The following is a 25,997-nucleotide window of genomic DNA, read 5'->3' as shown; positions in this document are numbered from 1 at the left end:
CCATCAAACCGTGCGCGAACAGCCAGCGCATTTTTATGCCGGGGGCAGAATCAGCGGCAGCCGTGCGACACCCATCGCTTGCGCATCGGGTGCCCCTGCGGGTATGCATCGTCAATGACCAGCGACGCGCCAGCGCCTTGGTGCACATACCCGGCCTTCTGGCTCTCAAGGTGCGCCACCTGCTGTGCGGCGGCGGCGGACAGGCCATGCCCGGCGTATCCAATCTTCTGTGCGAGGCCGGGAGTGTTGCCGATGATTACGGCAGCCTGCCCTCGGCTCTCCTCCGAGATGTGCTGACCTGCTTCCCGCTGGATGTTGACAGTCTGCTGATGTGCGTAGCTGCGGCCCGCGACAGCGGACATGAATCGGTAATCTGTGCTCATGGTGTTCTCCTATGGGTGGGTAGCCAGTGAGCCGCATAGCGGCCTGTGGCTGGTTAATTTCGCCCTCAGTGGGGCATGGATAGCGTCAGGGGATTCGGCGCGTTGTAGAGCCTCTGGCGGCGCTCTCGCTCGATGCCGTGACCGGTGAGCCATTGGCAGTGCTCGTCGGCCAGAATGCCGGGACGCGATTCCATGGCAATCGGCCAGCCGTTCTCATCCGTGGGCGGCGGGAAGTGCGGCATCAAGGCGATGCAAACCCGGTCGTACTCCCGTACTGTGGCGGCCCGGTCAGCATCGCTCCAGACGCTCCAATCGGCCTCTGCCTGCGCCTCCAATACATCCCGTGCCGCAAGCAGGTCTGCCGCAGACAGGGAGCGCAGTAGGGCCATACGGGCCGTGTGCATATGGAGTGCCGTGATGGCCTGTGACAGTGTGGCCACCGTGGCATGTTCTGTCTCCGCCAGCATGGCCTCGCGTAGCTCCCGCATCTTGGCAGCATGCTTGGTTGATGCTCTCTCCCGCCTTCGGCTGGCAGTCTCGCCAATCACCATGTCTCGCCTCCCGTGATTGGACGGCCCGGTACGTGCGGCGGCCACGGCGTATTGGCGGTGGTGCTGCCAGCGATGCCGAGTCCCTTTAGCGTCGTTGCGTTCTGCGCCTTGCTGGCCTCGCGTGCCACAGTGCTCGTGCACAGCACGTTGGTGACACCGGCGTTGACGCTGGCCGTCTTGGTCGTGTTGCTGGTCTTTTCGGTCTTGGACATATCGTTCCTCTCCTCGGATTAGCTCGGCAGGTAGCCAAGCGAACGGCCACGGCGATAGCGCACCATCGCTGCCTCCGGGGTCTCTGCCAGTCGTGCGATGGCGAGCGGCAAAGCATCAGCGCGGATCAAGGCCCGCTCTTCAATGCTGCCTTGAGCGATGCTCTCCAAGCCGAGAACCTTGGGTTCTCCACTGACCGGACTGCGGAACGTGACCACGATGCGATGGGTCAGAACGTTGTCGGGCGTGTTGGGGTTAGGAGCCATCGACACTTCGGGCTGGCCGAGAATGAAGAGGCTGTACTCGATGCTGGCAGCCTTGAGTTCTGCGAGTTCTGCCTCGGCTTGTGCGATCTCATCGGGAAGGGCCTTCACGCGATCCACTGCACTGCGCAGGCGTTCGAACTCGGCGGCGAGGCGCTGGGCCGCGACTGCTTCATCGCGCAATTGCTGGATGCGTGCGGCCTTCGCTTGGATGGCCTGCGGCTCGACGTGTCGGGGTTGTTTGGACATTCTGATTTCCTTTGATGGTTAGAGCCATGGCGCGATAAAGTGCGCGCGTTAAGCTGGCTCGGATTTGAGCCGCAAGTGTCGAAATCTCGCGGGATGGAATGGGGGCCGGTGTTATCCGACAAGGCGCAAGTAATGCGCGGCGCTACCAGCCGAGGTCATCGACAAGCAGGCGCTGTAGGTCTGCATCGCGTTGAGCGAGGCCATACCAGTAATCGGGGTTCTCTGTGGCGGACTGCCGCAGGTCTTTGCAGTCAATCGAGAGCGCGGGATTGCGCAGGGTGGTGCGGCCAGTACCGTCCACGGTGGCAGTCCAATTGCCGCGCCCGTATGTACGGGTAGCAGCACCACGGCGGGCAAGTAGGTCTAGGTGACTGTCGCGTGATCGGGTGGCCGGTGGCCGCTGCCCTGCCCTGATTGCCACCATGGCGGGTTGCGTCTTGCGCAAGTGACAGGCATAGCAACTACCGTCCCGGGGCCGCCTCCGTCTGCTACCACAGCGGGGGCATGCCTTGCCGGTGTAGTGCGGTCGGGCCAGCATGAAAGCTGTCCACCTATCGGGATTGGATACGCGCTGTCGCAATGCTTCTGCAAAAGCCGGATCGAGCGAGGCGATACTGCGCTGCCGCTTGCTGAGGATGTTTGATCGGGGCTGCATACCGTGCAGCGCAAAGCGAGGATCGGCTTTCCGGGGAAGCGGCATGCTGCTCATCGTGCCGCCCCTAGAAATGACAAGGGCCAGCATGTAGCCGGCCCCTCGGGGTATTGGTGTGCTGGTGCTGCTCAGTGCAGTGCGGCCTGATCCGTCGCATCTGATTCTCCTTGTGGCTGGAAGGCATTCGCTAACGCGCCGAACTCGGGCAGCCACGGGCGGGCATTGCGCAGTGACGCCCACGCCTCTAGTGTCATGGTGTGGTGTTTCGCCGCCGTGTCCCTTACCGTCTCCTGTAGCTCTGCGAGGCTCCTCGCAACTTTGCCGGGCCGAGACACTGCCGCCCGCTGCGCCAATTCTCCCGGCTTGGCGTGAGCAATGGCCGCTGCATCGCCAGCCATGAATTCACCAATGCCTATGCCTAGCAAAGCAAGGGCGGCGGTGAGCGGTACGTCTGCGCCAGCGATGCGAATGCAGAAGTCGTTGTGGGGAATGCCAGTAGCCACGCGCTCGCGCGGCTTGTACTTGTGCATAGTCCCGTCGATCTTGATTCCCGTCGCGGTGTACTGCACGCGGCCAGTCGCATCCTGACCTGCCAGCACTGCACGCTTGATGTCTGAGCCGGTAAGGACAGTCATTGTGTATCCGTGGGCGTGCAGGATTGCTGTGGCTTCGGCGCGCTGCTGCTGTGATAGCGGCTTAGAGAATCGCTTGTGGTCGAAATCCTTGGACAGGCCCATGCGCGTGGTCAGCAGTGCGGCCAGCGTGGCGTTCTGTAGCTTCGCTTTTCTCGGCGTGGTTGCGAGCAGTTCGGCCAGGACGGCGGCCCATCCGGCGCTGCCATCATCCAACACTACGCGACCGAAAGCGCGCACCTTCACACCCCGGGCCTCAGCGGCCTCGCGGGCGGCTCGCGCTGCCTCGGCCATAGCAATGTTTCCCTCAGTGACGGACAGCGCGGGCGCAACAGCCGCAGCGGCAATGGCGATCTTGTTTCCGTTTGTACTCATGTTGCTCCTGTTCAAAACTACCCCCTCGAAACTGGGGAAAATCGCCAATGGACGACTACCCCCCCTCCCCGCGTTGAGCCATGTGGCTGTATCCAGAAGGTGCGTTTGGTGCGGGCATCGCCACCCACGTTCCCTGTGCGCGGGTGTGGCTGTGTCCGTGTCGGTGCCGGCCTTGCGTTGGCTCAGGCCTTGTCCGGCACGGGACGTGCGGTCATCGGCTTACGGCCCGGTCGCTTCCGTGCCAGCCATGACGGCAAGTGCCCTGTGCAGGCTAGTACGGCGCGTCGGTACGCGGCCATGCCGTTACGGCCTTGTCGCTGTGCGTATCCTTGCTCAGCGCTGCTGTTCTCCAATGGATGTGGAGTGCGGATGCTGGGATTCATGTTCTCTCCTTGAATGCGTATGTGCCAAACTAGGCGACTGATTTGCGTATGTGCCAACTAAGGTCCGGAATTGGCGATGCGCCAGAATGCAAAAGGGCCGCCCGAAGGCAGCCCCGTGTTTGTTCCAGTGTTCGGCCCTGTGGTCGGGCCAGCGTTCAGGCTGCTGTCAGCCAGCAACACGCGCCTCCGCGCAGTACCGCTTCACTGTCGCCGCGCCTATCCCGAAGTGTTCCGCCGTTGCGGCGATGCTTGCGCCATGCTCGGCCCGCCATGCTGCGACCGTTTCCGCATCGGCAGCCCGCGCCCTTCCCTTGTACTTCTCCGGGCTGGCGCGCTTGGCCTCGTCAATGCCCCGGCGCTGCATCTCTCGGCGGTTGAGGTAGTCGGCCTCACCTTGCGCGGCCATGAAGGCGAGCACAGCATCTCGCGTGGCCTTGGCAATGGCATCAGTAGCGGCACCGTCGAAGACCATGCCGTTAAGCGTGCATTCCACTCGCACACCCTTATCCATCAGGCGGCGCATGGTGGCGTGCAGTTCGTCGTATCGACGCGAGATGCGGTCCAGCCAGCGCACTACCAGCACGCCGCCCTTGCGCAGGTCACGCTCAACGTGCTGCCACTCGGGCCTGTCAGCCGGTGCGACGTGATAACCAGACACGCCTTCGTCAATGAACACATCATCAGCGGCCACGCCATGCGCTGCTGCGTCGGCATGCTGGCTGGCGCTGGATTGTCCATCTGTGGTGCTGATGCGTCCGTAGTAGAGGCGGCGAGTGCTGTGGCTCATGCTGGCTTCCTTGGCTCAATGGGTGGATGGCTCAATGCTAGAGGGTGGCTCATTGACTGTCAACCCTATTGAGCCCACCTGAGGAGCGTTCGCATGTAGCTCATTGAGGCATACCCATGTGAGCCATTGGCCCGTGGGTCAGCGCCAGCCTTGCCGGTCGCCGCGTTACCTTCCCACGGGTCACCTAGCTCGCTGTCGCTTCGCTGGCTGCTTGTTTCCGTGGAGCAACAGATGGCCGGACCATCCGCCCTAGCGGGTTGTTGCGCGCGGGATGCGCGGGGCATATGGGGGAGCGCGCGGGTCAGTTGTTCTCACAAGTGCCCGCGAGTTAGTACATCAATTTTTAGTCCGAGGCTGTTACGATATGAGCACATTGGACCAGAGGATGAAATGAGAGCTATCGCCCTTCTTCCCGCCTTGATGCTTGCAGCCTGTGCCTACGTCCCTGCCGACTACAAGGCCGGGACAGTCCAAGGAGACCCCAAGAAAATCGTTGAGCGCGTCCTGTATGAGCAACCGGAGAGCAAGCGACCGGATTACGTGCGAGTCACGGACAGCTATGTTGAGTTCGGCGAAGGGGTCAGCGGCTCATCCATCGACATTGGCATCGGCTACAGCCATAGCTCCAGGAAGGACGTAACGCGGGTCTATTACCGGACCATGGCCGAGGCGAAGCTATTGAATCGCGTCTCAATGAAGGGCCATTGGTACGTGGTCGAGCCTAGAGCCGCGAATGGTCGGATACTCGCGCAAGTGTACATAGATGAGCGACAGGATGCAGAAAAGCTGGTGGACGCTCTGATGGCCCTCAAGGCAAATGCCCCAGCGACGGAATAGTCCCCTCGCCGGTCGAATCGCTTCTGGTATTCTCTGTCTCGCCGGGGCTGCTATCCCCGGTTGCGGCCTCGCAAGCCGCTCAAGGTGACCCGCTGACTAAGCTGGCCAGCACAACTGCCCCAGCCCAAACAGTGGGAGGCTGACCCGCAAGAGCGCCCCTGTCTGCGTGATGCCGATAGGGCAAGCGCGAATGCAGGCGCAGGCGAGCGTCCTAGGCAATCGCCCGCACCCGGTAGCAACGCCGGGTTACCAATGTTCGAGCGCCTTTCAACGCTCGTGGCCACGAGCTTTCAAGGTGATGAGCCATGAAAGTCTCAGTGAAGGTGGACCTGCGAATCGACCTAGCCGCGTGCCTTCGGGCCGTGGCAATGATTGTTCTTGCGGTCGTGACCTGATAAGGGCGGGCCGGCTAACCCCGGCTCGCACCATCAAGTGATTCTCACAGCCCACTGCTAGACAGCCTATCGACGGCTTCGATCAGCCTACGCGCCGGCAGCCCATCCCCTGCCCCATACGCCCCTGACACTCCGGATTCGGCGTGCCCCATCAGCGCCATGCGCACGTCCGGCGCAACGCCAGCGGCTCGACACATGTCCGCGAAGGTATGCCGCCACGAATGGAAGGTGATGCGCTTGTCGTCAATCTTGAGGGTATTGCGCAGCAGCCGACCGTAGCGCTTCGAGAAAGCGGCAGACACGATGCCATGCTTGTCCGCCTTGGCGGGGAACAGCGGGCCATCCTGCCGCGCCTGCGCCCATTCAGCGAAAGCACGCACCGGCTCGGCCAGTGGTACCCATCGACGGCTGCCCTCGTTCTTGAGGCGAAGGGCTACACCCTCGTCGTGATCGCCCTCGTCAGTAAGCATGAGGCCAGGTATTCCCTCGCGGGTCTGCAAGTCCTCACGGCGTAGCTGGTGCAGTTCATTCAGCCGGGCACCTGTCCAACGTGCCAGCCGGGGCAGCCAGTACATCGTGGGGTCCGAATCTCTCGCGCCCTCGGTTGCAGCCATGACGGCCTCCGCCTGCTCGGGGCTGTAGGGCTTCCGCAGTTCTACGGCCCGCTTCGGTGGCGGCAGCTCTGCGCCCTCGGCGTGGTTGTTCTCGATCAGGCCGCGAGACTTGGCGACGCCCAGTAGCAGACGGATGAATCCAATCTTCTTGTTTGTCGTGGCGACGCTGTTACCTGCCTCAATCCAGCGGTCACGCATGGCGATGATGGCCGGTCGCGTAATGGTGTGGATGTCAGGGTCTTTCGCCTCTCGCACAGCACGGGTCACAGCGTCCACAGTCTTTGCCGTGGGTTGCCTGTCGCGCTGCCAGAGGGGGATGATGGATTCGAGTGTCTGGCCTGATGGCGCAGGCTTGGCTGCTTTGGTGGACTGGCCTGTAGCAGCCCTCGACGGCTCCACATCAGCACGAATGGCGGGCGGCATGGGAGCTAGCCCTGCCTCGGCCCTACGCCGCTCCACGATGGCCCAAACCCGCTCTAGCCGGTCTGCCTCGGCCTCGTCCTTTTCCTGCTGCTCGTCCTCGGCATCCCAATGCGCCGCCGCTTCCTCGGCATGCATATTGCTCGCGGCCTCATCCCAGTAGGCGGGGTCCAGATTCCCTACTGCGACGGGCTGCGCGGGCTCCCCCAATAGTTGGGCGATGTGTGCAACGTCGGCCTGCTTTCCCTTGGCCGCGTCGCGCAGGGTTTCCCACTCGTTGTCCAAATCCACAGATACGCGACGCGCTATGCGTGCGGCTTCGTCGTGGTCTTTCGTGCGGAGGCTGCGAACGATCTCCCGTTTGCCGGGGTAGTGCCCGAGGAGGTCAGCGGGAATTTTGCGGCGGAAGTAGTAGGTGCCTTCGCGTCTGGTGAGGTGGTTGGATTTCGCCATGTTCGCACTCTGTCTGAGAGGGTCGGTGTAACAGACACCGGACAGTGCACACCTCGGAAACCCGCTCCATAAAACAAAACCCCGGAAGACCGCGATCTTCCGGGGTTCGCCGCCATTACTGGCGGAGACGGAGGGATTCGAACCCTCGATCCAGGTTTTGGCCCAGATGCTCCCTTAGCAGGGGAGTGCCTTCGACCTCTCGGCCACGTCTCCCAAACTTGCGTTGTCCGAGGGAGCCGAACAACGAAGCGCAGATTCTAGCGGTGCATTCCTGATTGGTCAACGAAAAATCGATAACTCAACACAAAAAAATCAATACCGCCAGAAAATCTTTACGAACGGATCAGGCCTGTTCCAGTTCGAATGCCTTGTGCAGCGCGCGCACGGCGAGTTCCATGTACTTCTCGTCGATCAGCACCGAGATCTTGATTTCCGAGGTGGAGATCATCTGGATGTTGATGCCCTCTTCCGACAGCGTGCGGAACATCTTGCTGGCGACGCCGACGTGCGAGCGCATGCCCACGCCGACCACCGAGACCTTCGACACCTTCGGGTCGCCCGAAACGCTGGCCGCGCCCACATGCGGCTTGACGCTGTCCGTCAGCAGCGTCAGCGTGCGCTGGTAATCGCCGCGCGGCACGGTGAAGGTGAAGTCGGTCTTGCCGTCCACCGACTGGTTCTGGATGATCATGTCGACGTCGATATTGGCGTCGGCGACCGGGCCCAGGATCTGGTACGCAATGCCCGGCTTGTCCGGCACGCCCAGAACGGTGATCTTGGCTTCATCGCGGGCAAACGCGATGCCGGAGATGACTGCGGCTTCCATGTTGGAATCTTCCTCAAAAGTGATCAGCGTGCCCGAGTTGATTTCGTTCTCGAGCGGCATGAGCGGGTCGGTCAGCGACGACAGCACGCGGGTCTTCACGCGGTACTTGCCTGCAAACTCCACCGAGCGGATCTGCAGCACCTTGGAGCCCAGGCTGGCCATTTCCAGCATTTCCTCGAAGGTGATCTTGTCCAGGCGGCGGGCGTCTTCGACCACGCGCGGATCGGTCGTGTACACGCCATCCACGTCGGTGTAGATCAGGCATTCGTCCGCCTCGATGGCGGCGGCAATGGCCACGGCCGAGGTGTCCGAGCCGCCACGGCCCAGCGTCGTGATGTTGCCGTTGTCGTCGATCCCCTGGAAACCGGTGATCACCACCACGCGGCCGGCATCCAGGTCGCCGAGGATGCGCTCGTCGTCGATGGATTCGATGCGCGCCTTGGTGTGCGACGAATCTGTCTTCACCGGCACCTGCCAGCCCGTGTAGCTGACCGCGTCGATGTTCTCGCCGTGCAGCGCAATGGCCAGCAGCGCGACGCTGGCCTGTTCGCCAGTCGAGGCGAGCATGTCCAGCTCGCGCGGATTCGGCTCGGCCGAAATCTCCTTGGCGAGTCCAAGCAGGCGATTGGTTTCGCCCGACATGGCCGAAGGCACCACGACTACGCGGTGACCGGCGCGGTGCCACTTGGCAACGCGCTTGGCGACATTCTTGATGCGTTCCGTGGAACCCATCGAAGTGCCGCCGTATTTGTGAACGATGAGAGCCATCTTCTTGTCGACGCCAGCGATTGTGCAAAGCTTTCGAAAATACACGAACCGAGCGCATCCGGCAAGGCGAAACGGCGTGCGCTCAGGAAGGAAAGTGATGTGGGCGGCCAGCGTCGGGCTGCTCCCTGCCTCCGCCGACGGCCGACTGCACCCACTCGACCCGCCAGCGCGGCGCGTGCGGCGCTTCTCCCCAGCGGCGATGCATGCCAAGGCCCCCTGCCATGATCAGCACGTCGCCGGCCCACAGCAGCGGCAGCCAGCTCCGCCGCCAGCTTGGCACGCCAGCCTCCTGGTAGGCCTGCTTGAGCGCACGCGCGGGACCGCCGGGTCGAAGCACGATGCGCTCCCCGCCGTGGCGCGCGGCGAGCCGCAGGGGCTGCCACAGCACGCGTTCGGGCACGCCGAAGGTATCGTCGCGCGTAAAATGCAGTTCCCCGCGCCAGGCCGGCACCACGATCCGCGCCTCGCCAGACCATGAGAACGCCTGAGGCTGGGGCGGCGTCCCGGGCTCGGGCCTGCAGGCCAGGACCCTGCCCTGGAACCTGCGCAGCACCAGGCCATCATGCGCAATGGCCGGCTCGCCGCCACCGTGGTCGAGCAATTGCCCACGCATGGCGGCCAGCCTGGCGGTCGACGGCGCACGGGTGCCGAGATCGCGCAGCCAGAGACGCAGCACGGCATCGGCATGGGAAGCGGGCAAGGCGCGCAAGCCTTGCAGGTCCAGCTCGGCCAGCGTGTCGGCATCGCGCCCTGGCACCACCAGGCGCGCCAGCGCGGCGCCCGCCAGGTCGTCGAGCATGCTGGCGGCCTGCGCAAAATGCACGGCGGCCTGCGCGACGTTCGCGCGCAGCCCGGGGAATGCCTGCTCCAGCTGCGGCAATTGCGCGCGCAGCGCGTTGCGCGCATAGCGCGTGCTGCCGTTGGATGGATCGTCGATCCACGCCAGTTCGTGCGCGGCACAATAGCCATCGATGTCGGCGCGCGGCACGTCCAGCCATGGCCGCAGCAATACGATGTCAGCGTCTTCGTCCAGTCGCCGCATGGCGGGCATGCCGGCCATACCCGCCACGCCCGCACCGCGAAACAGCCGCAGCAGTACGGTCTCGACCTGGTCGTCGAGATGATGGGCAAACAGCAGCAGCCCCGCACCGCTGGCGCGGCACATCTCGCCGAGCGCCTGGTAGCGCGCGCGGCGCGCGGCGGCCTCGATGCCCTCGCCCGTGCCCGCCTGTACCGAGACACGCCGAACGAAATAGCCCAGTTGCCAGTTCGCGCACAGCTGCGCGCAGAAGTTATCCCAGTCGTCCGCCTGCGACTGCAGGCCGTGATGCACGTGCAAGGCCACCACACGGGCCGGGAGGCTCCATGCGGACACTGCGGCCCGCGCCGCATGGAGAAGCGCCACCGAATCGCGGCCGCCCGACAACGCCACGGCCACCACCATTTCGGCAGGACCGGACGCCGCGCCACCAGAAACAACAAAGGCCGCACTGGCCTGAAGGGCCTGTGCGACCTTGTCGGTCAGGCGGTCGGACAGGTCAGTCCTGGACGCCGGTTTCCTTGAACTTGCCATAGGCGAGCAGGCGTTCGTAGCGGCGCGCTTGCAGCTCCTTCACGCTCACGCCCTGGAACTGGCGCAGCGATTCGGCCAGCGAACGCTTGAGCATGGCGGCCATGCCCTTGACATCGCGGTGCGCGCCGCCCAGCGGCTCGCTGACGATCTTGTCGATCAGGCCCAGCGCCTTCAGGCGGTGGGCGGTCAGGCCCAGGGCTTCCGCGGCTTCCGGCGCCTTCTCTGCCGTCTTCCACAGGATCGAGGCGCAGCCTTCCGGCGAGATCACCGCGTAGGTCGCGAACTGCAGCATCTGCACGACATCGCCGACGGCAATGGCCAGCGCACCGCCCGAACCGCCTTCGCCGATGATCGTGGCGATCAGGGGCACCTTCAGGCCGGCCATGACGTAGAGATTATGGCCGATCGCTTCGGACTGACCGCGCTCTTCCGCGTCAATGCCCGGGAACGCGCCCGGCGTGTCCACGAACGTGAAAATCGGCAGGCCGAACTTGTCGGCCAGCTCCATCAGGCGCTTGGCCTTGCGATAACCCTCCGGCTTGGGCATGCCGAAATTGCGCAGCGCGCGCTCTTTCGTGTCACGCCCCTTCTGGTGGCCGATGACCATGCACGCCTGGCCATTGAAGCGGGCCAGGCCGCCAACGATGGAAAGATCGTCGGCAAAGGTGCGGTCGCCATGCAGCTCGTGGAAATCGGTGAAGATCTCACGCACGTAGTCGAGCGTGTACGGGCGCTGCGGATGGCGGGCGATCTGCGCAACCTGCCATGGAGTCAGGTTGGCGTAGATGTCCTTGGTGAGCTGCTGGCTCTTGCCGGCCAGCCGCGAAATCTCTTCGGAAATATCGACAGCCGAATCGTCCTGCACAAAGCGCAGTTCTTCGATCTTTGCCTCGAGTTCGGCAATGGGCTGCTCAAAATCCAGGAAGGTGGTTTTCATAGAATCACACGTACCTGTCTGTGAAGGGGCGCATTCTACCGGAATTTAGCCGCTATCTTTGCACCGGGCAGATAGCCTTTACTGCACCTGCAGCTACTTTTTCTTACAGCTATGCCTAATACGTCACCGGCAGCGGGTCGAGGCTACGCCACATGTACCAGGTAGCCACCGTCCGCCAGGGTTCCCAGTTTGCCGCGACTTCACGCGCCTCGCTACGGGTCACCGGCTCGCCGCTGAAGTAATTGGCCGAGATGGCGTTGATCAGCCCGACGTCATCGAGGGGCAGCACGTTGGGCCGCATCAGATTGAACATCAGGAACATCTCGGACGTCCAGCGGCCGATGCCGCGAATCTGGGTCAGTTCTGCAATGACGGCTTCGTCGTCCATCACCGCCCATTCGCTCACGTGGACACGGCCAGCCTTGAAGTGGTCCGCCAGGTCGGTAATGTATTCGGCCTTGCGGCGCGACAGCCCGCATGCGGCCAGCTTCTCCGGCCCGGCACGCAGGAACTGCGCGGGCGTCAGCTTCGGACAGGCGGCGACCAGCCGCTCCCAGACCGATTGCGCCGCCTTGACGGAAATCTGCTGACCTACCACCGAGCGCGCCAGCGTGATGAACGGATCGCCGCGCGACACCAGGTGCGCCGGGCCGTACGTCGGGATCATCTTGCGCAGGATGCGGTCGCGCTTCATCAGGTCGGCACAGGCCTCATCCCAGTACGCCGGGCGCACGGCATCGACGACGGTCTCGACCGGCAACGGCAACGCCTCCGCCTCCGGCAGCACGACCTTGCCCTCCTTCGTGCTGCCCTTGGCGGCACGGGAAGTGGCGGTCCTGGCCGGCGTGGCGGGCTTGCGCGCGGCAGCGTTCAAGCACGCCTCCATTCGGTCGCACCGCCCGGCTTGTCTTCCAGCACGATGCCCGCGGCGAGCAGTTCCGCGCGGATGCGGTCGGCTTCGGCGAAGTCGCGTCCGACCTTTGCGGCCTTGCGCGCAGCGATCAGTGCCTCGATCTCGTCGGGCGCGGGGCCGTCGGCCTGATTGCCGCGCTGCAGGAAGGTGTGCGGGTCACGCTCGAGCAGGCCAAGCGTGCCGGCCAGTCCCTTGAGCTGGCGGGCCGCCACGGAGGAGCCGGTCCGGTTGATCTCGCTGGCCAGGTCGAACAGCACCGACACGGCGATCGGCGTGTTGAAGTCATCGCCCATGGCCTCGGCAAAGCGCTTCGCGTGCGGCTCGTCCCAGTCCACGGCATAGCCGCCGGGCTGGGTGTCCTTGAGCGCCGTGTAAAGGCGGGTCAGCGCGTGGCGGGCGTCGTCCAGATGGGCATCGCTGTAGTTTAGCGGGCTGCGGTAGTGGGCACGCAGGATGAAGAAACGCACGACTTCCGGGTCGTACTCTTTCAGCACCTCGCGGATGGTGAAGAAGTTGCCGAGCGATTTCGACATCTTCTCGTCATTCACGCGCACGAAGCCGTTGTGCATCCACACGTTGACGAACGGCTTGCCGCTCGCGCCTTCGGACTGGGCGATCTCGTTCTCGTGGTGCGGGAACTGCAGGTCGGCGCCGCCGCCGTGGATATCGAAATGCTCGCCCAGCAGCGTGCAGGCCATGGCCGAGCATTCGATATGCCAGCCCGGGCGGCCCATGCCCCACCGCGAGTCCCACTTGCTCTCGGGTGGCTCGCTGGCCTTGGCCGATTTCCACAGCACGAAGTCCAGCGGATCCTGCTTGGCATCGTTGGCCGTCACGCGTTCGCCGGCGCGCAGGTCTTCCAGCGACTTGCCGGACAGCTTGCCGTAGCCATCGAACTTGCGCACCGAATAGTTCACGTCGCCATCGGCCGCCTGATAGGCAAGGCCTTTCGCTTCGAGCTTGCCGATCAGGTCGAGCATTTGCGGCACATAGTCCGTCGCACGCGGCTCATGGTCCGGGCGGACAATGCCCAGTGCGTCGGCATCCTCGTGCATGTACTGGATAAAACGCGTCGTCAGCTGGCCGATCGTCTCGCCGTTCTCGGCCGCCCGGCGGATGATCTTGTCGTCGATATCCGTGATGTTCTGGACGAAAGTCACCTCGTAGCCCGCCGCGCGCAGCCAGCGGTGCACCATGTCGAACACCACCATCACGCGCGCGTGGCCGACGTGACAGTAGTCGTACACGGTCATGCCGCAGACATACATGCGGACCTTGCCGGGTTCGATGGGCACGAATGGCTGTTTTTCACGCGCGAGCGTGTTGTAGATGTTCAGAAGCTGCATGAAGCAATGAGTGTGATGTGGGGTGCCTGCCGGCACGCTTTCGTCCGGCCCCTGGACTGCGTCATCGGGGCCGGCGCGATGGTGCACGCGCAAACACCGGAGCCCCGTATCTTACCGGAAGCGCCATGCCGCCACGCACCGCGGACGCAGCCGCCGGCGCCGCCCCGGTGCGCCCGCATGCACGTGCTTCGTGCCAGCGGTGCCGCTTTGCTAGAATGCCGCGGAGTATAACGGACCCTCCTTCAATGAGCCTGACCCTGCCCACCGAGCGCCTCGCCCCAGCGCGCCGCGCCATGACTGCACTGGCCGTCCTTGCCGCGCTGGCGGGGGCCGCCCATGCGCAGAACGGCCCGCTGTCGCTGGCCGCCCCTACCGCGCCGCCATCGGGCCCGCGCTCGGCCGATCCCGGCATGGACAAGGCCGAACGCGCCGCCGCCAGCAAGCGCTACGACGAAGCCATTTCCGGCTACGACCGCGTGCTGGCCGCCAACCCGCGCAATGCTCAGGCCCGGTTCGAGCGTGCCTGGTCCATGGCGCAGGCAGGCCGCGAGGACGAGGCGATCCAGGCCTTCGCCGAAATGGCGCAGGACTTTCCCGAACTGCCCGAGCCGCACAACAACCTGGCGCTGCTCTACGCGAAGCGCGGCGACCTGAAGCGCGCGGAAGCGGAGTTGCTGCTCGCCACCGAAGTCAAACCGGCTTTTGCGATCGGCTATACGAACCTGGGCGACGTCTACCGCCGCCTGGCCGAACAGGCCTATGCAGAGGCCCTGCGCCGCAACCCCGGCGACGCGCGCGCCGGCACGGCGCTGCGTCAGTTGCGGCCGGCCGCAAACGCGGCAAGCCCGGCGTCTCCGGCCGTGATCCACGCGCCCGCGAGCGCTCCGGCCGCTCGCTGATCGCGCCACCATTCACTTTCTGTTCCGTCGCCGGGACGCCAATGCCCGGCGCAATCCTCAAGACTACCGGAGCCGCAGTCATGATCCGTTCCCGCCGCATCCTCCTGGCCGGCCTGAGCGCCGCCGCACTGGCCCTGTCCGCCCTGCCGTCAATGGCGCAGCAGACACAGAAGGCCGAACGTGTGCAGTTCGTCACCAGCCAGGGCAAGTTCACCGTCGAGGTCTATCCCGACGCTGCGCCCAAGACCGTCGCCAACTTCATGGAGTACGTAAAGAGCGGCTTCTACACCGGCACCATCTTCCACCGCGTGATCAACGGTTTCATGGTGCAGGGCGGCGGCTTCGACCGCGAGATGAAGCAGAAGCCGACGCGCGCGCCAATCCCGCTGGAAGCCCAGAACGGGCTGAAGAACAAGGCCGGCACGGTGGCCATGGCACGCACCGGCGACCCGAACTCGGCCACGGCCCAGTTCTTCGTCAATGTGGTAGATAATCCGAATCTCGACTACCCGCAGCCGGACGGCAACGGCTACGCAGTATTCGGCAAGGTGGTGGACGGCATGGATACGATCGAGAAGATCAAGAACGCGCCGACCACCGCCTACGGCCCCATGCGCAATGTACCGGCCACGCCCATCGTGATCGAATCGGCCAGCGTCATCCAATAAACACTACCGTACAGAGGAAAGCCCATGTCCAAGGTCCAGCTTCACACCAACCAAGGTGTCATCACTATCGAACTCGACGCCGAGAAGGCTCCGAAGTCGGTCGAGAACTTCCTGTCGTATGTCCGCAAGGGCCACTATGACAACACCGTCTTCCACCGCGTGATCAAGAACTTCATGATCCAGGGCGGCGGCTTCGAACCCGGCATGAAGCAAAAGGGCACCGACGCGCCGATCGAGAACGAAGCCGGCAACGGCCTGAAGAACGACAAGTACACCGTGGCCATGGCACGCACCAATGCGCCGCACTCGGCCACCGCCCAGTTCTTCATCAACGTGGTCGACAACGACTTCCTGAACTTCAGCTCGCCGACGCCGCAGGGCTTCGGCTATGCCGTGTTCGGCAAGGTCGTTGACGGCACCGACGTGGTCGAGAAGATCAAGGGCGTGCGCACCGGCAGCTCGGGCTTCCACCAGGACGTGCCGCTGGAAGACGTCGTGATCGAAAAAGCCGTGGTCGTCGAGTAAGCACGCGCACCATGCCTCACGATTGCGGCTTCATGCAACCTCTCCTGCCGGCAACCATACCCTTCAGGCCGCGCGCATGACCGCAATCCTCACCACGCCGGTGGCCGGTTCCCTCGAGGTACAGGCGCCGGCGTGGTTCATTTCCGACCTGCACCTGACGCCGGGCATGCCCCGCACGCTGGCCGCGTTCGAGCGCGTGCTGGAGCGCGCCGCCCAGGAGGCTCGCACCCTTTTTATCCTGGGCGACTTCTTCGAGTTCTGGGTCGGTGACGAAGAGACCAGCACGCCGTTTGCCACACACGTGGCGATGGCGCTGCGCACGCTGGCCAGGCGCGGCGTGCCGGTCTACCTGATGCACGGCAACCGCGACTTCCTGCTGGGCAAGCGCTTTGCCGACGCAGCGGGCGTCACCTTGCTGCCCGACCCGTCCGTCATTCTCTGCGCCGGCCAGCGCATCGTGCTGAGCCACGGCGACATGCTGTGCACCGATGACGAGCGCTACAACCGCTTTCGACGCTGGACCCGCAAGCCCTGGGTGCAGCGTCTGTTCCTGGCCCTGCCGCAGTCGGCACGGCTGGCCGTGGCGCGGCGCCTGCGCGCCGACAGCGAGGCTGGACGCCTGCGCCAGCGCCAGCAGGGCCTGCCGACCCAGGTCGTGTACGGCGATGCGACGCCGGCCGCGGTCACGGCACTGCTGGAAGCCTGCAACGCACGGCTGCTCGTGCATGGCCACACGCACCGCCCCGCGCGGCACCAGGACGTCTCGGGCGTGCGCTGGGTGCTGACCGACTGGGATCTCGATGGCAGCCACCCACGCGCCGCGGTGCTGCAACTGGACGACGGCGGCTTTCATCTGCTCCCGCAGACGGCATAAGGGGCAGCCCCGGCTGCCCCTCTTCGTCTTCCCGATTCTTCGCTTACTTCATCAACCTGCGAAGTTCGCTCGCATCGAAGCGGTCGTTCGGTGTGTTCTCCAGATGCTCTCCCAGGCGATCAAGCGCGGCCAGCACGGCCTCGATGCGATCGTTCTGCTTGGCCGCATTGTCGATCAGGCCCTTGAGCGCGAGCGAGACCGGATCATCCGCATTGGGCGTGATGCCATACGCGGAGAACTCCTGCTTCGCGCCTTGCTGCGATGACGGCGCATCGGCCAGGATGATGCGGGCCGGCACGCCCACGGCGGTCGCGCCGGGCGGCACTGGCTTGAGCACGACGGCATTGGAACCGACACGCGCGCCATCGCCCACCTCGAACCCGCCGAGCACCTTGGCACCGGCGCTGACCACGACATTGGCGCCCAGCGTCGGATGGCGCTTCTGTCCCTTGTACAACGATGTGCCGCCCAGGGTCACGCCCTGGTAGATCGTGCAGTCGTCGCCGATCTCCGCGGTTTCGCCGATCACTACGCCCATGCCGTGGTCAATGAAGACGCGCCGGCCGAGCTTGACCGCGGGGTGAATCTCGATGCCGGTGAGAAAGCGCGACCAGTGCGAAATCCAGCGTCCCAGCCAATGGAACCCGGCATGCCAGCAGGCGTGAGCGAAGCGGTGGAACACCACGGCGTGCAAGCCGGGATAGCAAGTCAGGACTTCCAGGCGGCTGCGCGCGGCGGGATCGCGCAGCATGATGGTGTCGATATCTTCCTTCAGGCGAGAGAACATCTTGGTCGTGTCGTGTTGCCGCGCCGTGCGCCAGCCACAACGGCATCTGCCGCGGGCTCGGTCGCCGGCATGGTCATTGGCCGGTGAAAACGGGATCAGGGAGTGTAAGAGATTTACTGCCCCGATGCCGTCAGGGTCATTGGCTTCGACGCGTGTTCAACATCGCCCGGACAGGTGTGCGCGGCCGTCGCCCAGACAGCGCGCGCCATGGCGCATCGCTGCGGCGAAATGCGGGACTTGGGCCGGATTGTGCGCCACCGTTCAGTGCTCCTCGTGCCGGGACGGTGCGTCCGCCCGGGGTTTCTCTGGCTTGCTGGTACCACTTCGCACCGCTACGAGCATGTGCTTTGCGATGCCGCGCAGGATATTCACTTCCTCGCGCTCCAGCCCCGCACGGGCCAGCAGACGACGCAGGCGCGACATCAGCTTGCGCGGATTGCCGGGATCGAGGAAGCCGATCGCTTCCAGCCCCTGCTGCAGGTGTCCGAACATCGATTCGACCTGCTCCGCCGTGGCGGGCTCACCAGCATAGCCGATATTGCCACTGTCGTCCGGCGAGCCCGATGCGCGATCCAGCAACGCGAGGCGCATCTCGTATGCGATCAGCTGCACGGCCTGGGCCAGGTTAAGCGAGGTATAGGCCGGATTGGCCGGGATATGCGTCACCGCCGCGCAGCGCTCGACGACTTCATTGGGCAGGCCATAGCGCTCGTTGCCAAACACGAACGCGATCTCGTCTTCGGCACGCATGGACAGTGCGGCGGCGCCGCGCGCAGCGGCATCACGGGGCAGCACGCGCGGCGGGCCGAACTCGCGCTGTCGCGCGGTCATGGCCACGGTCTGCGTGGCACCGGCCAGCGCGGCTTCGATGCTGTGGACGATCAAGGCGCCGGCCAGCACGTCGTCGGCGCCGCTGGCCATGGCCACCGCGTCGGGATGTTCACGCACGGCCGGCTCGCGTGGTGAAACCAGCACCAGGCTGCCAAAGCCCATGGTCTTGATGGCGCGCGCCACCGAGCCCACATTGCCCGGGTGGCTGGTCTCCACCAGTACAAAGCGCACGCGGGCGAACATGGCGTCCGCGGTCGTGGTCGGTGCGGCCGTTCCGTCGGCCTGGCTCGTCTGGTTTGCCGGGTTCATATACAATTCAGCTTCTTCTTCGGCGCGGCGCCGATATTTTGCTTGCTCGCGAGACGCTTGCAGCACATATGGCGACGCCCCACGTTCTTCTACAATTCGTTGTGTTGTCAGCTGCCGGGCTCGGCGCGCGCATCCGTTCGCGCTGCCGCAAGGTTCCGGCCGGCCTGGAGAGATTCATGCATCCGATGCTCAATATCGCCATCAAGGCGGCCCGCAAGGCGGGTTCCATCATCAACCGCGCGTCGATCGACGTCGATCTGGTGCGCGTCTCGCGCAAGCAACACAACGATTTCGTGACCGAGGTCGACAAGGCTGCCGAAGCGGCCATCATCGAGATCATCCGCACGGCCTACCCCGAACACGCCATTCTAGCGGAAGAGTCCGGCCAGTCCTGGGCCGAGGGCGAAGACAGCCACGAATACACCTGGGTCATCGATCCGCTCGACGGCACCACCAACTTCATCCATGGTTTTCCGCAGTACGCGGTGTCGATTGCCCAGCTGCATCGCGGCGTGCCGTCGCAGGCAGTGGTTTATGACCCGACTCGCGACGAGCTGTTCACGGCCTCCAAGGGCGCCGGCGCATTCCTGAACAACCGCCGCATCCGCGTGACGCGCCGCGACAAGCTGGCCGACTGCCTGATCGGCACCGGCTTCCCGTTCCGCGACATGGAAGGCGTGGAACAATACCTGGAAATCTTCTCGCTCATGACGCGCAGCTGCGCCGGCCTGCGCCGCCCGGGTGCCGCGGCGCTGGACCTGGCCTACGTGGCCTGCGGCCGCCTGGATGGCTTCTTCGAAAGCGGCCTGAAGCCGTGGGACATGGCCGCCGGCATGCTGCTGATCTCGGAATCGGGCGGCCTGGTCGGCAACTATGCCGGCGAAGCGCGCCAGATGGAACAAGGCGAAGTGCTGGCCGGCAACCCGAAGGCGTTTGCCCAGATGGTCCGCCTGCTGTCCCCGTACTCGCTGGACAACGCCAAGCCCGCGACGATCTGACCCGTTTCGTTTGCGCGACAGACGCCCGCCAACCCGGCGGGCGTTGTCGTTTTTGCGCCCAGCCGGCAACGTCAGGGCCACGATGATCCAGATCAAGACCACCGCACCCGGGCTTACTCAGAATAGGTGATTCGATGCACCTGTTTGAGGAGGCCCCATATGTTTCCCGAGTACCGCGACCAGATTTCCTTGCTGAAGGCGCAGGACGCCCATTTCGCACGGCTGTTCAACCTGCACAATCAGCTGGACCACGAAATCAGCAACATGGAAGCCGGCATCGTGCACGGCACGCCGCTGGAGATCGAACGCCTCAAGAAAGAAAAACTCCAGCTCAAGGACCAGCTCTACGCCATCCTGCGCAAGGCGCAAGTCTGACATGGCAGGAACCCTCCGCGACGACACCTCGCCCGGCACGGTTCGCGCCGCCGCTCGCGGCGACGTGCTGCCCACCAATACAGCCCGCTCCGCCGAACGCAATGAAGTGAACGATGCCGTCGATGCGGCCGTCCAGCTCGCGGCCAGCAGCCTGCAAGACATCATGTCCCAGCAGGACAACGACGGCGTGCTCGACGCCATCCGCACGCTGATGGATGGCCTGTCGCCGGACGAGGCCGGACAGTTGCGCAGCCTGATCCTCGAAGGCGACCCGGGCGCCTGGCAAGCCGGCAGAAAGCGGCACCCCGACGAAGAACTGTCGGCCGGCTGGCGCGAAGGCGCCTATCCGTACCAGAACCTGATGTCGCGCCGCAATTACGAGAAGCAGAAGTACCGCCTGCAGGTGGAACTCCTGAAGCTGCAGGCCTGGGTGCGCGAGACCGGCCAGCGTGTGGTGATCCTGTTTGAAGGCCGCGACGCGGCCGGCAAGGGCGGCACCATCAAACGCTTCATGGAACACATGAATCCGCGCGGCGCGCGCGTGGTGGCCTTGGAGAAGCCCACCGAGTCGGAGCGCGGCCAGTGGTACTTCCAGCGCTATGTGCAGCACCTGCCCTCGGCCGGCGAAATCGTGCTGTTCGACCGCTCCTGGTACAACCGCGCCGGCGTCGAGCACGTGATGGGCTTCTGCACACCGCAGCAGTACCAGGACTTCCTGCAGCAGGCGCCCGAATTCGAGCGCCACCTGGTCCGCAGCGGCATCCACCTGTTCAAGTTCTGGTTCTCCGTCAGCCGGCAAGAGCAGCGGCGACGCTTCAAGGAGCGCGAAATCCATCCGCTCAAGCAATGGAAGCTCAGTCCGGTCGACATCGCCTCGCTCGACAAGTAGGAGGCCTACACCCGCGCCAAGGAGGCGATGTTCGCCCACACGGACACGGCCGACGCACCGTGGACCGTGATCCGCTCCGATTGCAAGAAGCGCGCGCGGCTGAACGCGTTGCGATTCATCCTGTCGCGCTTTCCCTATGCCAACCGCGACACCACCGCGATCGGACAGGCCGACCCGCTGATAGTCGGACGGGCGATCGCAAACTGATCTCCATCCTCTCACTCTTCCGTCATAAAAAAGGCAATCCATGTTCAAGCACGTCCTGCTCCCGGTTGATGGCTCTGATCTTTCGCACAAGGCTGTTTCCGCCGCCATCGAATTCGCACGCGCGACCGGCGCCCGGCTGACGCCCTATATGTGCGTGGAAGAATATCCCTACGTCCTGTCGACCGATTCCAGCCACGAAAAGCGGGACGTATTCAAGCAACGCGTGGAAGCGGCTGCCAGGCAGGAACTGTCGCGCATCGAGGCCGCGGCAGCACTGGCCGGCGTGCCGTGCACCGGCCACGTCTCCACGGCGGCCGCACCGTTCCGCGGGATCATCAACAGTGCGGAGGATCTCGGCTGCGACGTCATCTTCATGGCCTCGCATGGCCGCAGCGGCATCGCCGGACTGCTGCTCGGCAGCGAGACACAGAAGGTACTGACGCACAGTGCGGTCCCGGTGCTGGTGTTCCGCTGACAAGGTCGCTGCGCCCTTGACGCCACCAGCTTCCATGGGCGCGCCCGGCATAGCGGTTGCCATGCCGGGCCTCACCGCGATTTCCCGACCTCCTCCAATGCGGCCACAAGCCCGCCTGCGGTAAACTCCCTGCTTTGGCCGCCCGAACACAATTCGGGCCGCATCCGCACGCCGCGGAACCCCATGCCGACGAAGAGACGGCAACGACCCGCAACGCCGTACGCCACGCGTTGCCCGCGTTGCCGCGCGGCCATGCCAGACAAGGGAATGCAGGAGAAAATCGAATTGAATCAGGAAGTTGCAAAACCCCTTGCGGAGAAGCACACCCCCATGATGCAGCAGTACCTGCGCATCAAGGCGGACCATCCGGATACCCTCCTCTTCTACCGGATGGGCGATTTCTATGAGTTGTTCCACGACGACGCCGAAAAGGCCGCGCGGCTGCTCGACATCACGCTGACCGCGCGAGGCAGTTCCAACGGGGTGCCGATCCGCATGGCCGGCATTCCATTCCACTCCGCGGACCAGTACCTCGCCAAGCTGGTCAAGCTCGGCGAATCCGTGGCGATCTGCGAACAGATCGGCGACCCGGCCGCCAGCAAGGGGCCGGTGGAGCGCAAGGTAGTGCGCATCGTCACGCCTGGCACGCTGACCGATGCCGCGCTGCTGCCCGACAAGATCGATACCTTCCTGATGGCCGTGCACCAGCAGACCACGCGCCGCGGCGTCAGCAAGACGGGCCTGGCCTGGCTCAACTTGGCGAGCGGCGAATTGCGGCTGATAGAATGCGAAGCGGCGCAGCTGGCGCGCGAACTCGAACGCATCCGCCCCGCCGAACTGCTCTATGCGGACGGCATCGACCTGCCGGTCGTTGCGTGTGCGCGCACGCGCCTGCCGGAGTGGCACTTCGACCAGGATGCCGCCACACGCCGCCTGCTGGAGCAGCTTGGCGTGGCCAGCCTGGAACCGTTCGGCTGCGCCGGCCTGGGCGCCGCGATCGGCGCGGCCGGCGCGCTGCTGAACTATGCGGCCACCACGCAAGGCCAGTCACTGCGCCATGTACGCGAAATCAAGGTCGAGCGCGAATCGGAATTCGTCGGACTGGACTCCGCCACGCGCCGCAACCTGGAGTTGACCGAGACCCTGCGCGGCGGTGAATCGCCCACGCTGTTCTCGCTGCTCGATACCTGCGCCACCACCATGGGCAGCCGTGCGCTGCGCCACTGGCTGCATCATCCGCTGCGCGACCCCGCTCTGCCGCGGGCGCGCCAGCAAGCCATCGGCGCACTGATCGACCACGGTATCGAGGACCTGCGCAGCGGGCTGCGCAAGCTGGCCGACGTGGAGCGCATCACTTCGCGCCTGGCGCTGCTGAACGCGCGCCCGCGGGACCTGTCGTCGCTGCGCGATACGCTGCGCGCGCTGCCGCACGTGAGTGCCTGCCTCCCCGTCGAGCCCGACAGCTCGCTGCTGTCGCTAACGCTGGCCGAACTTGGCGTGCCCCGGGCCTGCCTGGACCTGCTCGTCGCCGGGGTCGCCGACGAGCCCGCCACGGTCATCCGCGACGGCGGCGTGATCGCGCGCGGCTACGACGCCGAACTGGACGAGTTGCGCGATATCTCGGAAAACTGCGGCCAGTTCCTGGTCGACCTGGAAGCCCGCGAGCGTTCGCGCACGGGCATCGCCAACCTGCGCGTGGAATACAACCGCGTGCATGGCTTCTACATCGAAGTCACCAACGGCCAGGCCGACAAGGTGCCGGACGACTACCGCCGCCGGCAGACGCTGAAGAATGCCGAGCGCTACATCACGCCCGAGCTGAAGGCCTTCGAGGACAAGGCGCTGTCGGCACAGGACCGTGCGCTGGCACGCGAAAAGCTGCTCTATGACGGCCTGCTCCAGGCGCTGCTGCCGCATATCGGCGAACTGCAGCGCGTGGCCGGCGCGCTGGCCCGGCTCGATGTCCTTGCGGCCCTGGCCGAGCGCGCCCAGACGCTGGACTGGTCCTGCCCCGAGCGCGTTTCCGAAAACGTGATAGATATCGTGCAGGGTCGCCACCCGGTCGTGGAAGGCCAGCTCGCCGCCGAATCGGTACCCTTTATCGCCAACGACTGCCAGCTCAACGAGGCGCGCAAGCTCCTGCTGATCACCGGTCCGAACATGGGCGGCAAGTCAACCTTCATGCGCCAGACCGCGCTGATCGTACTGCTCGCCTGCGTGGGTGCCTACGTGCCGGCGCGGCGTGCCGTGATCGGCCCGGTGGACCGGATCTTCACGCGCATCGGCGCGGCGGACGACCTGGCGGGCGGACGCTCCACGTTCATGGTCGAAATGACCGAGGCGGCGGGCATCCTGCACCACGCCACGCCTGCCAGCCTGGTGCTGATGGACGAGATCGGCCGCGGCACCTCGACCTTCGACGGACTCGCGCTGGCATGGGCCATCGCCCGCCACCTGCTGTCGCACAACCGCAGCCACACGCTGTTTGCCACCCACTATTTCGAGCTCACGCAGCTGCCGCAGGAATTTCCGCAGGCGGCCAACGTGCATCTCTCGGCCGTGGAACATGGCGACGGCATCGTCTTCCTGCATGCGGTGCAGGACGGCCCGGCCAGCCAGAGCTACGGCCTGCAGGTCGCGCAACTCGCCGGCGTGCCGCAGCCCGTGATCCGCGCGGCGCGCAAGCACCTGGCGTGGCTCGAGCAGCAATCTGCCGAAGCTACGCCCACGCCGCAACTGGACCTGTTTGCGCCGCCGCCGACCCCGGATCTCGACGATGAGGACGACTACGCCGAGGCTGCAAGCGCAGTGCGCGCTGGCACGCTGGCACCGGAGCGAGCCGCCGTGCTGGACGCACTCGCAGACCTCGATCCGGACAGCCTAACGCCACGGGCTGCCCTGGACGCGCTCTACCGGCTCAAGCTGCTGGCGGAAGAGGCTGTCGACGCCGCATGAACGCTTCGGGCAGCCGGCCTCGCGGCCGGTCTTTCCTGCTTGCCGCCTTGCTGCCTTTGCTGGCGGCGATGTCGGTGTCCGCCGCGCAACCGGCGCGCCGTGCGGCCAGGCCCGCGCCCCCGCCCGCGACCATCCGCATCGCATTGCTGTCGGACCTGCCGCAATGGCCGGCCGCCGAAGAGCGCGTCACCGCCCTGCTGGACCTGCTGGCCGAGCGCAAGCTCGACCTGGTGGTCCACGCGGGCGGCATCAAGGGTGATACGGAATCTTGCGGCGATTCGGTGCTGCAGGCCAGGCAACACCTGCTCGACCAGTCGCCGCTGCCGCTGGTGTATGTACCCGGCGAAACCGACTGGGCGGAATGCCACCAGCCGGTCAATGGCAACTTCGATGCCGTGGAACGGCTCAACCGCCTGCGCGAACTGTTCTTCCCCGAAGATGCCACGCTCGGCAAGCATCCACGCGCCGTGGTGCGGCAGTCGGACCAGGCCATGTTCCGCAGTTTCCGCGAAAACGTGCGGCTCAGCATTGACAACGTCCTGCTGGTCGGGCTGAACCTTCCCGGCGACAATAACCACTACCGCAACGAAGGCGGGCGCAACGGCGAATTCGAAGACAGGAGGGAAGCCAACCACCAGTGGCTCGCACGCGCGTTCTCGCTCGCACAGCAACGCGGCATGGCCGGCATCGTCATCATCGCGCATGCCGACCCGCAGTTCGGCAACGGCTGGGAAAAACGCGGCAAGCCGACGCTGCTGGACGGCTTCATGCGCCGCCGTCCACGCGACGGCTACCTGGAGTTCAAACGGCAATTGCGCGAACTCGCCGCGCGCTATCGCGGACCGGTGCTGCTCGTTCATGCCGGCAGCAATGGCTTCCACATCGACAAGCCGCTGCGCGATGCGGCAGGCAAGCCAATGCCGAACTTCACGCGTGTCGCATTGCCGCCCGGCTCGGCTGCGCAATGGACCGAGCTGATCGTGACGCCCCAGGCATCGTCGCCATTCACGGTGGTGCTGAAGGACGGGGTCAGCAACTAGCGGTAGCCGCTGAAACGCAAAAGAGCCGGAAGATCCGGCTCTTTTGCTGAGATCAAGACGGCTAAGCGTCAGTGCAGCGTGTGCGGCGTGTCGTCGTCATCTTCGTCGACCACCTCGACACCCGAGGCCCCGTGCGCGTGGCCGTGCTCGACTTCCTCGGCCGTGGCTTCACGCACTTCCGACACCTTCAGCCAGAAACGCAGCGCCATGCCGGCCAGCGGATGGTTGCCGTCGAGCACTACCTTGTCTTCGGCCACGTCAGTCACGGTGTAGATGACGGAGTCTTCTTCATCGCCATCTTCGGGCATGCCTTCGAACTGCATGCCGACTTCGAGCGGCTCGGGGAAACGGTCGCGCGGCTCGACCTTGACGAGGTCGGCGTCATAGTCGCCGAACGCGTCTTCGGGTTCCAGCTGCAACTGGGTTTCGAAGCCACTGTCGTGGCCGTCGAGTGCTTCCTCGATCTTGGGGAACGTGCCATCATAGCCGCCGTGCAAGTAGACCATGGCCTCATCCGATTCCTCGATCAGATTGCCTTGCGCATCCGACAGCTTGTACATCACGGACACCACCGTGTTCTTAGCGATTTTCAATTCTT

At 64.9% G+C, this 25,997-nt stretch carries 25 protein-coding genes, 1 tRNA gene and 1 pseudogene; 11 read left to right on the top strand and 16 right to left on the bottom strand.

What is annotated here, in order from left to right; all coding sequences use genetic code 11:
* Nucleotides 1-50 precede the first annotated feature (50 nt).
* The 6 genes from AC3FKG_RS07275 to AC3FKG_RS07250 form a co-directional block, all read right to left on the bottom strand.
* Nucleotides 51-383, bottom strand: coding sequence for a hypothetical protein (locus tag AC3FKG_RS07275; RefSeq protein ID WP_488742754.1), 333 nt, complete (start codon nt 381-383; stop codon nt 51-53).
* 65 nt (nt 384-448) lie between these two features.
* Nucleotides 449-934: a hypothetical protein gene (locus AC3FKG_RS07270; protein ID WP_488742753.1), complete on the bottom strand. Its 486-nt coding sequence runs from the start codon at nt 932-934 to the stop codon at nt 449-451.
* A complete protein-coding gene (locus tag AC3FKG_RS07265; protein ID WP_488742752.1) occupies nt 928-1,146 on the bottom strand; it encodes a hypothetical protein in 219 nt (72 codons plus the stop codon). The genes AC3FKG_RS07270 and AC3FKG_RS07265 overlap by 7 nt, the downstream gene beginning before the upstream one ends.
* Before the next feature lie 18 nt (nt 1,147-1,164).
* Nucleotides 1,165-1,656 (bottom strand): hypothetical protein, encoded by a 492-nt coding sequence (locus AC3FKG_RS07260; RefSeq protein ID WP_488742751.1) that lies wholly within the window; start codon nt 1,654-1,656, stop codon nt 1,165-1,167.
* Between the two features lie 780 nt (nt 1,657-2,436).
* A complete protein-coding gene (locus tag AC3FKG_RS07255; protein WP_488742750.1) occupies nt 2,437-3,315 on the bottom strand; it encodes a hypothetical protein in 879 nt (292 codons plus the stop codon).
* A 549-nt stretch (nt 3,316-3,864) separates the two neighbouring features.
* Nucleotides 3,865-4,485 carry a recombinase family protein gene (locus tag AC3FKG_RS07250; protein WP_488742749.1) on the bottom strand — a complete coding sequence of 207 codons (621 nt, stop codon included), beginning with the start codon at nt 4,483-4,485 and terminating at the stop codon, nt 3,865-3,867.
* Between the two features lie 390 nt (nt 4,486-4,875).
* Between AC3FKG_RS07250 and AC3FKG_RS07245 the strand changes: the two genes are divergently transcribed.
* Nucleotides 4,876-5,322 carry a hypothetical protein gene (locus tag AC3FKG_RS07245; protein ID WP_488742748.1) on the top strand — a complete coding sequence of 149 codons (447 nt, stop codon included), beginning with the start codon at nt 4,876-4,878 and terminating at the stop codon, nt 5,320-5,322.
* Nucleotides 5,323-5,761: 439 nt separating this feature from the next.
* On the opposite strand, the gene AC3FKG_RS07240 is transcribed toward AC3FKG_RS07245, so the two are convergent.
* The 7 genes from AC3FKG_RS07240 to cysS form a co-directional block, all read right to left on the bottom strand.
* A complete protein-coding gene (locus AC3FKG_RS07240) occupies nt 5,762-7,204 on the bottom strand; it encodes a DUF6538 domain-containing protein (RefSeq protein WP_488742747.1) in 1,443 nt (480 codons plus the stop codon).
* Between the two features lie 119 nt (nt 7,205-7,323).
* Nucleotides 7,324-7,417, bottom strand: a tRNA-Ser gene (locus tag AC3FKG_RS07235).
* Nucleotides 7,418-7,547: 130 nt separating this feature from the next.
* Nucleotides 7,548-8,798, bottom strand: coding sequence for an aspartate kinase (locus tag AC3FKG_RS07230; protein ID WP_483711071.1), 1,251 nt, complete (start codon nt 8,796-8,798; stop codon nt 7,548-7,550).
* A gap of 82 nt (nt 8,799-8,880) precedes the next feature.
* A complete protein-coding gene (gene tilS, locus AC3FKG_RS07225; protein WP_483711070.1) occupies nt 8,881-10,371 on the bottom strand; it encodes a tRNA lysidine(34) synthetase TilS in 1,491 nt (496 codons plus the stop codon).
* The gene (locus AC3FKG_RS07220) at nt 10,337-11,308 is read right to left on the bottom strand and encodes an acetyl-CoA carboxylase carboxyltransferase subunit alpha (RefSeq protein WP_483711069.1); all 972 of its coding nucleotides are present in this window, start codon (nt 11,306-11,308) and stop codon (nt 10,337-10,339) included. The genes tilS and AC3FKG_RS07220 overlap by 35 nt, the downstream gene beginning before the upstream one ends.
* A gap of 115 nt (nt 11,309-11,423) precedes the next feature.
* Complete coding sequence (locus AC3FKG_RS07215) at nt 11,424-12,182, bottom strand: DNA-3-methyladenine glycosylase family protein (RefSeq protein WP_483711068.1); 759 nt, start codon at nt 12,180-12,182, stop codon at nt 11,424-11,426.
* Nucleotides 12,179-13,567, bottom strand: coding sequence for a cysteine--tRNA ligase (gene cysS, locus AC3FKG_RS07210; RefSeq protein WP_483711067.1), 1,389 nt, complete (start codon nt 13,565-13,567; stop codon nt 12,179-12,181). Before cysS ends, AC3FKG_RS07215 begins: the two co-directional genes overlap by 4 nt.
* Before the next feature lie 245 nt (nt 13,568-13,812).
* Here cysS and AC3FKG_RS07205 point away from each other — a divergent pair, with 245 nt between their 5' ends.
* From AC3FKG_RS07205 to AC3FKG_RS07190, 4 genes are all read left to right on the top strand, one after another.
* Nucleotides 13,813-14,466, top strand: coding sequence for a tetratricopeptide repeat protein (locus AC3FKG_RS07205; RefSeq protein WP_483711066.1), 654 nt, complete (start codon nt 13,813-13,815; stop codon nt 14,464-14,466).
* Nucleotides 14,467-14,546: 80 nt separating this feature from the next.
* Nucleotides 14,547-15,134 carry a peptidylprolyl isomerase gene (locus AC3FKG_RS07200; RefSeq protein ID WP_483711065.1) on the top strand — a complete coding sequence of 196 codons (588 nt, stop codon included), beginning with the start codon at nt 14,547-14,549 and terminating at the stop codon, nt 15,132-15,134.
* A 24-nt stretch (nt 15,135-15,158) separates the two neighbouring features.
* Entirely contained in the window at nt 15,159-15,659 is a 501-nt protein-coding gene (locus AC3FKG_RS07195) for a peptidylprolyl isomerase (protein WP_483711064.1), read from the top strand.
* A gap of 76 nt (nt 15,660-15,735) precedes the next feature.
* Nucleotides 15,736-16,533: a UDP-2,3-diacylglucosamine diphosphatase gene (locus AC3FKG_RS07190; protein ID WP_488742746.1), complete on the top strand. Its 798-nt coding sequence runs from the start codon at nt 15,736-15,738 to the stop codon at nt 16,531-16,533.
* Nucleotides 16,534-16,576: 43 nt separating this feature from the next.
* Here the strand turns inward: AC3FKG_RS07190 and cysE are convergent, their stop codons facing one another.
* Both cysE and AC3FKG_RS07180 read right to left on the bottom strand, forming a co-directional pair.
* Nucleotides 16,577-17,320, bottom strand: a complete 744-nt coding sequence (gene cysE / locus AC3FKG_RS07185) for a serine O-acetyltransferase (RefSeq protein WP_483711062.1) — start codon at nt 17,318-17,320, stop codon at nt 16,577-16,579.
* Between the two features lie 261 nt (nt 17,321-17,581).
* A complete protein-coding gene (locus tag AC3FKG_RS07180) occupies nt 17,582-18,460 on the bottom strand; it encodes an RNA methyltransferase (protein WP_488742745.1) in 879 nt (292 codons plus the stop codon).
* A 176-nt stretch (nt 18,461-18,636) separates the two neighbouring features.
* Here AC3FKG_RS07180 and AC3FKG_RS07175 point away from each other — a divergent pair, with 176 nt between their 5' ends.
* From AC3FKG_RS07175 to AC3FKG_RS07150, 6 genes and pseudogenes are all read left to right on the top strand, one after another.
* Nucleotides 18,637-19,458 (top strand): inositol monophosphatase family protein, encoded by an 822-nt coding sequence (locus AC3FKG_RS07175; protein WP_483711060.1) that lies wholly within the window; start codon nt 18,637-18,639, stop codon nt 19,456-19,458.
* 159 nt (nt 19,459-19,617) lie between these two features.
* Nucleotides 19,618-19,833, top strand: a complete 216-nt coding sequence (locus tag AC3FKG_RS07170; RefSeq protein WP_483711059.1) for an HP1242/YdcH family protein — start codon at nt 19,618-19,620, stop codon at nt 19,831-19,833.
* A gap of 67 nt (nt 19,834-19,900) precedes the next feature.
* Nucleotides 19,901-20,929 (top strand): annotated as a pseudogene (ppk2, locus tag AC3FKG_RS07165) (polyphosphate kinase 2).
* A gap of 40 nt (nt 20,930-20,969) precedes the next feature.
* Nucleotides 20,970-21,404 carry a universal stress protein gene (locus AC3FKG_RS07160; RefSeq protein WP_483711057.1) on the top strand — a complete coding sequence of 145 codons (435 nt, stop codon included), beginning with the start codon at nt 20,970-20,972 and terminating at the stop codon, nt 21,402-21,404.
* Between the two features lie 330 nt (nt 21,405-21,734).
* Nucleotides 21,735-24,359, top strand: a complete 2,625-nt coding sequence (gene mutS / locus AC3FKG_RS07155) for a DNA mismatch repair protein MutS (RefSeq protein WP_488742744.1) — start codon at nt 21,735-21,737, stop codon at nt 24,357-24,359.
* The gene (locus AC3FKG_RS07150) at nt 24,356-25,399 is read left to right on the top strand and encodes a hypothetical protein (RefSeq protein WP_483711055.1); all 1,044 of its coding nucleotides are present in this window, start codon (nt 24,356-24,358) and stop codon (nt 25,397-25,399) included. The genes mutS and AC3FKG_RS07150 overlap by 4 nt, the downstream gene beginning before the upstream one ends.
* A 68-nt stretch (nt 25,400-25,467) precedes the next feature.
* Here AC3FKG_RS07150 and AC3FKG_RS07145 read toward each other — a convergent pair whose 3' ends face one another.
* The gene (locus AC3FKG_RS07145; RefSeq protein WP_483711054.1) at nt 25,468-25,992 is read right to left on the bottom strand and encodes an FKBP-type peptidyl-prolyl cis-trans isomerase; all 525 of its coding nucleotides are present in this window, start codon (nt 25,990-25,992) and stop codon (nt 25,468-25,470) included.
* Nucleotides 25,993-25,997: the final 5 nt, after the last annotated feature.

It is taken from the genome of Cupriavidus sp. 22TCCZM04-2 (genome assembly GCF_057798895.1).
Note: the sequence above shows the minus strand (reverse complement) of the source record. Positions and strands in the feature narration are given on the sequence as shown.

Excerpts from the sequence above, each read along its gene's own strand:
- AC3FKG_RS07275 (WP_488742754.1), bottom strand. The coding sequence starts at position 383 with ATGAGCACAGATTACCGATTCATGTCCGCTGTCGCGGGCCGCAGCTAC.
- AC3FKG_RS07270 (WP_488742753.1), bottom strand. The coding sequence starts at position 934 with ATGGTGATTGGCGAGACTGCCAGCCGAAGGCGGGAGAGAGCATCAACC.
- AC3FKG_RS07265 (WP_488742752.1), bottom strand. The coding sequence starts at position 1,146 with ATGTCCAAGACCGAAAAGACCAGCAACACGACCAAGACGGCCAGCGTC.
- AC3FKG_RS07260 (WP_488742751.1), bottom strand. The coding sequence starts at position 1,656 with ATGTCCAAACAACCCCGACACGTCGAGCCGCAGGCCATCCAAGCGAAG.
- AC3FKG_RS07255 (WP_488742750.1), bottom strand. The coding sequence starts at position 3,315 with ATGAGTACAAACGGAAACAAGATCGCCATTGCCGCTGCGGCTGTTGCG.
- AC3FKG_RS07250 (WP_488742749.1), bottom strand. The coding sequence starts at position 4,485 with ATGAGCCACAGCACTCGCCGCCTCTACTACGGACGCATCAGCACCACA.
- AC3FKG_RS07245 (WP_488742748.1), top strand. The coding sequence starts at position 4,876 with ATGAGAGCTATCGCCCTTCTTCCCGCCTTGATGCTTGCAGCCTGTGCC.
- AC3FKG_RS07240 (WP_488742747.1), bottom strand. The coding sequence starts at position 7,204 with ATGGCGAAATCCAACCACCTCACCAGACGCGAAGGCACCTACTACTTC.
- AC3FKG_RS07230 (WP_483711071.1), bottom strand. The coding sequence starts at position 8,798 with ATGGCTCTCATCGTTCACAAATACGGCGGCACTTCGATGGGTTCCACG.
- tilS (WP_483711070.1), bottom strand. The coding sequence starts at position 10,371 with ATGGCAAGTTCAAGGAAACCGGCGTCCAGGACTGACCTGTCCGACCGC.
- AC3FKG_RS07220 (WP_483711069.1), bottom strand. The coding sequence starts at position 11,308 with ATGAAAACCACCTTCCTGGATTTTGAGCAGCCCATTGCCGAACTCGAG.
- cysS (WP_483711067.1), bottom strand. The coding sequence starts at position 13,567 with ATGCAGCTTCTGAACATCTACAACACGCTCGCGCGTGAAAAACAGCCA.
- AC3FKG_RS07205 (WP_483711066.1), top strand. The coding sequence starts at position 13,813 with ATGAGCCTGACCCTGCCCACCGAGCGCCTCGCCCCAGCGCGCCGCGCC.
- AC3FKG_RS07200 (WP_483711065.1), top strand. The coding sequence starts at position 14,547 with ATGATCCGTTCCCGCCGCATCCTCCTGGCCGGCCTGAGCGCCGCCGCA.
- AC3FKG_RS07195 (WP_483711064.1), top strand. The coding sequence starts at position 15,159 with ATGTCCAAGGTCCAGCTTCACACCAACCAAGGTGTCATCACTATCGAA.
- AC3FKG_RS07190 (WP_488742746.1), top strand. The coding sequence starts at position 15,736 with ATGACCGCAATCCTCACCACGCCGGTGGCCGGTTCCCTCGAGGTACAG.
- cysE (WP_483711062.1), bottom strand. The coding sequence starts at position 17,320 with ATGTTCTCTCGCCTGAAGGAAGATATCGACACCATCATGCTGCGCGAT.
- AC3FKG_RS07180 (WP_488742745.1), bottom strand. The coding sequence starts at position 18,460 with ATGAACCCGGCAAACCAGACGAGCCAGGCCGACGGAACGGCCGCACCG.
- AC3FKG_RS07175 (WP_483711060.1), top strand. The coding sequence starts at position 18,637 with ATGCATCCGATGCTCAATATCGCCATCAAGGCGGCCCGCAAGGCGGGT.
- AC3FKG_RS07170 (WP_483711059.1), top strand. The coding sequence starts at position 19,618 with ATGTTTCCCGAGTACCGCGACCAGATTTCCTTGCTGAAGGCGCAGGAC.
- AC3FKG_RS07160 (WP_483711057.1), top strand. The coding sequence starts at position 20,970 with ATGTTCAAGCACGTCCTGCTCCCGGTTGATGGCTCTGATCTTTCGCAC.
- mutS (WP_488742744.1), top strand. The coding sequence starts at position 21,735 with ATGATGCAGCAGTACCTGCGCATCAAGGCGGACCATCCGGATACCCTC.
- AC3FKG_RS07150 (WP_483711055.1), top strand. The coding sequence starts at position 24,356 with ATGAACGCTTCGGGCAGCCGGCCTCGCGGCCGGTCTTTCCTGCTTGCC.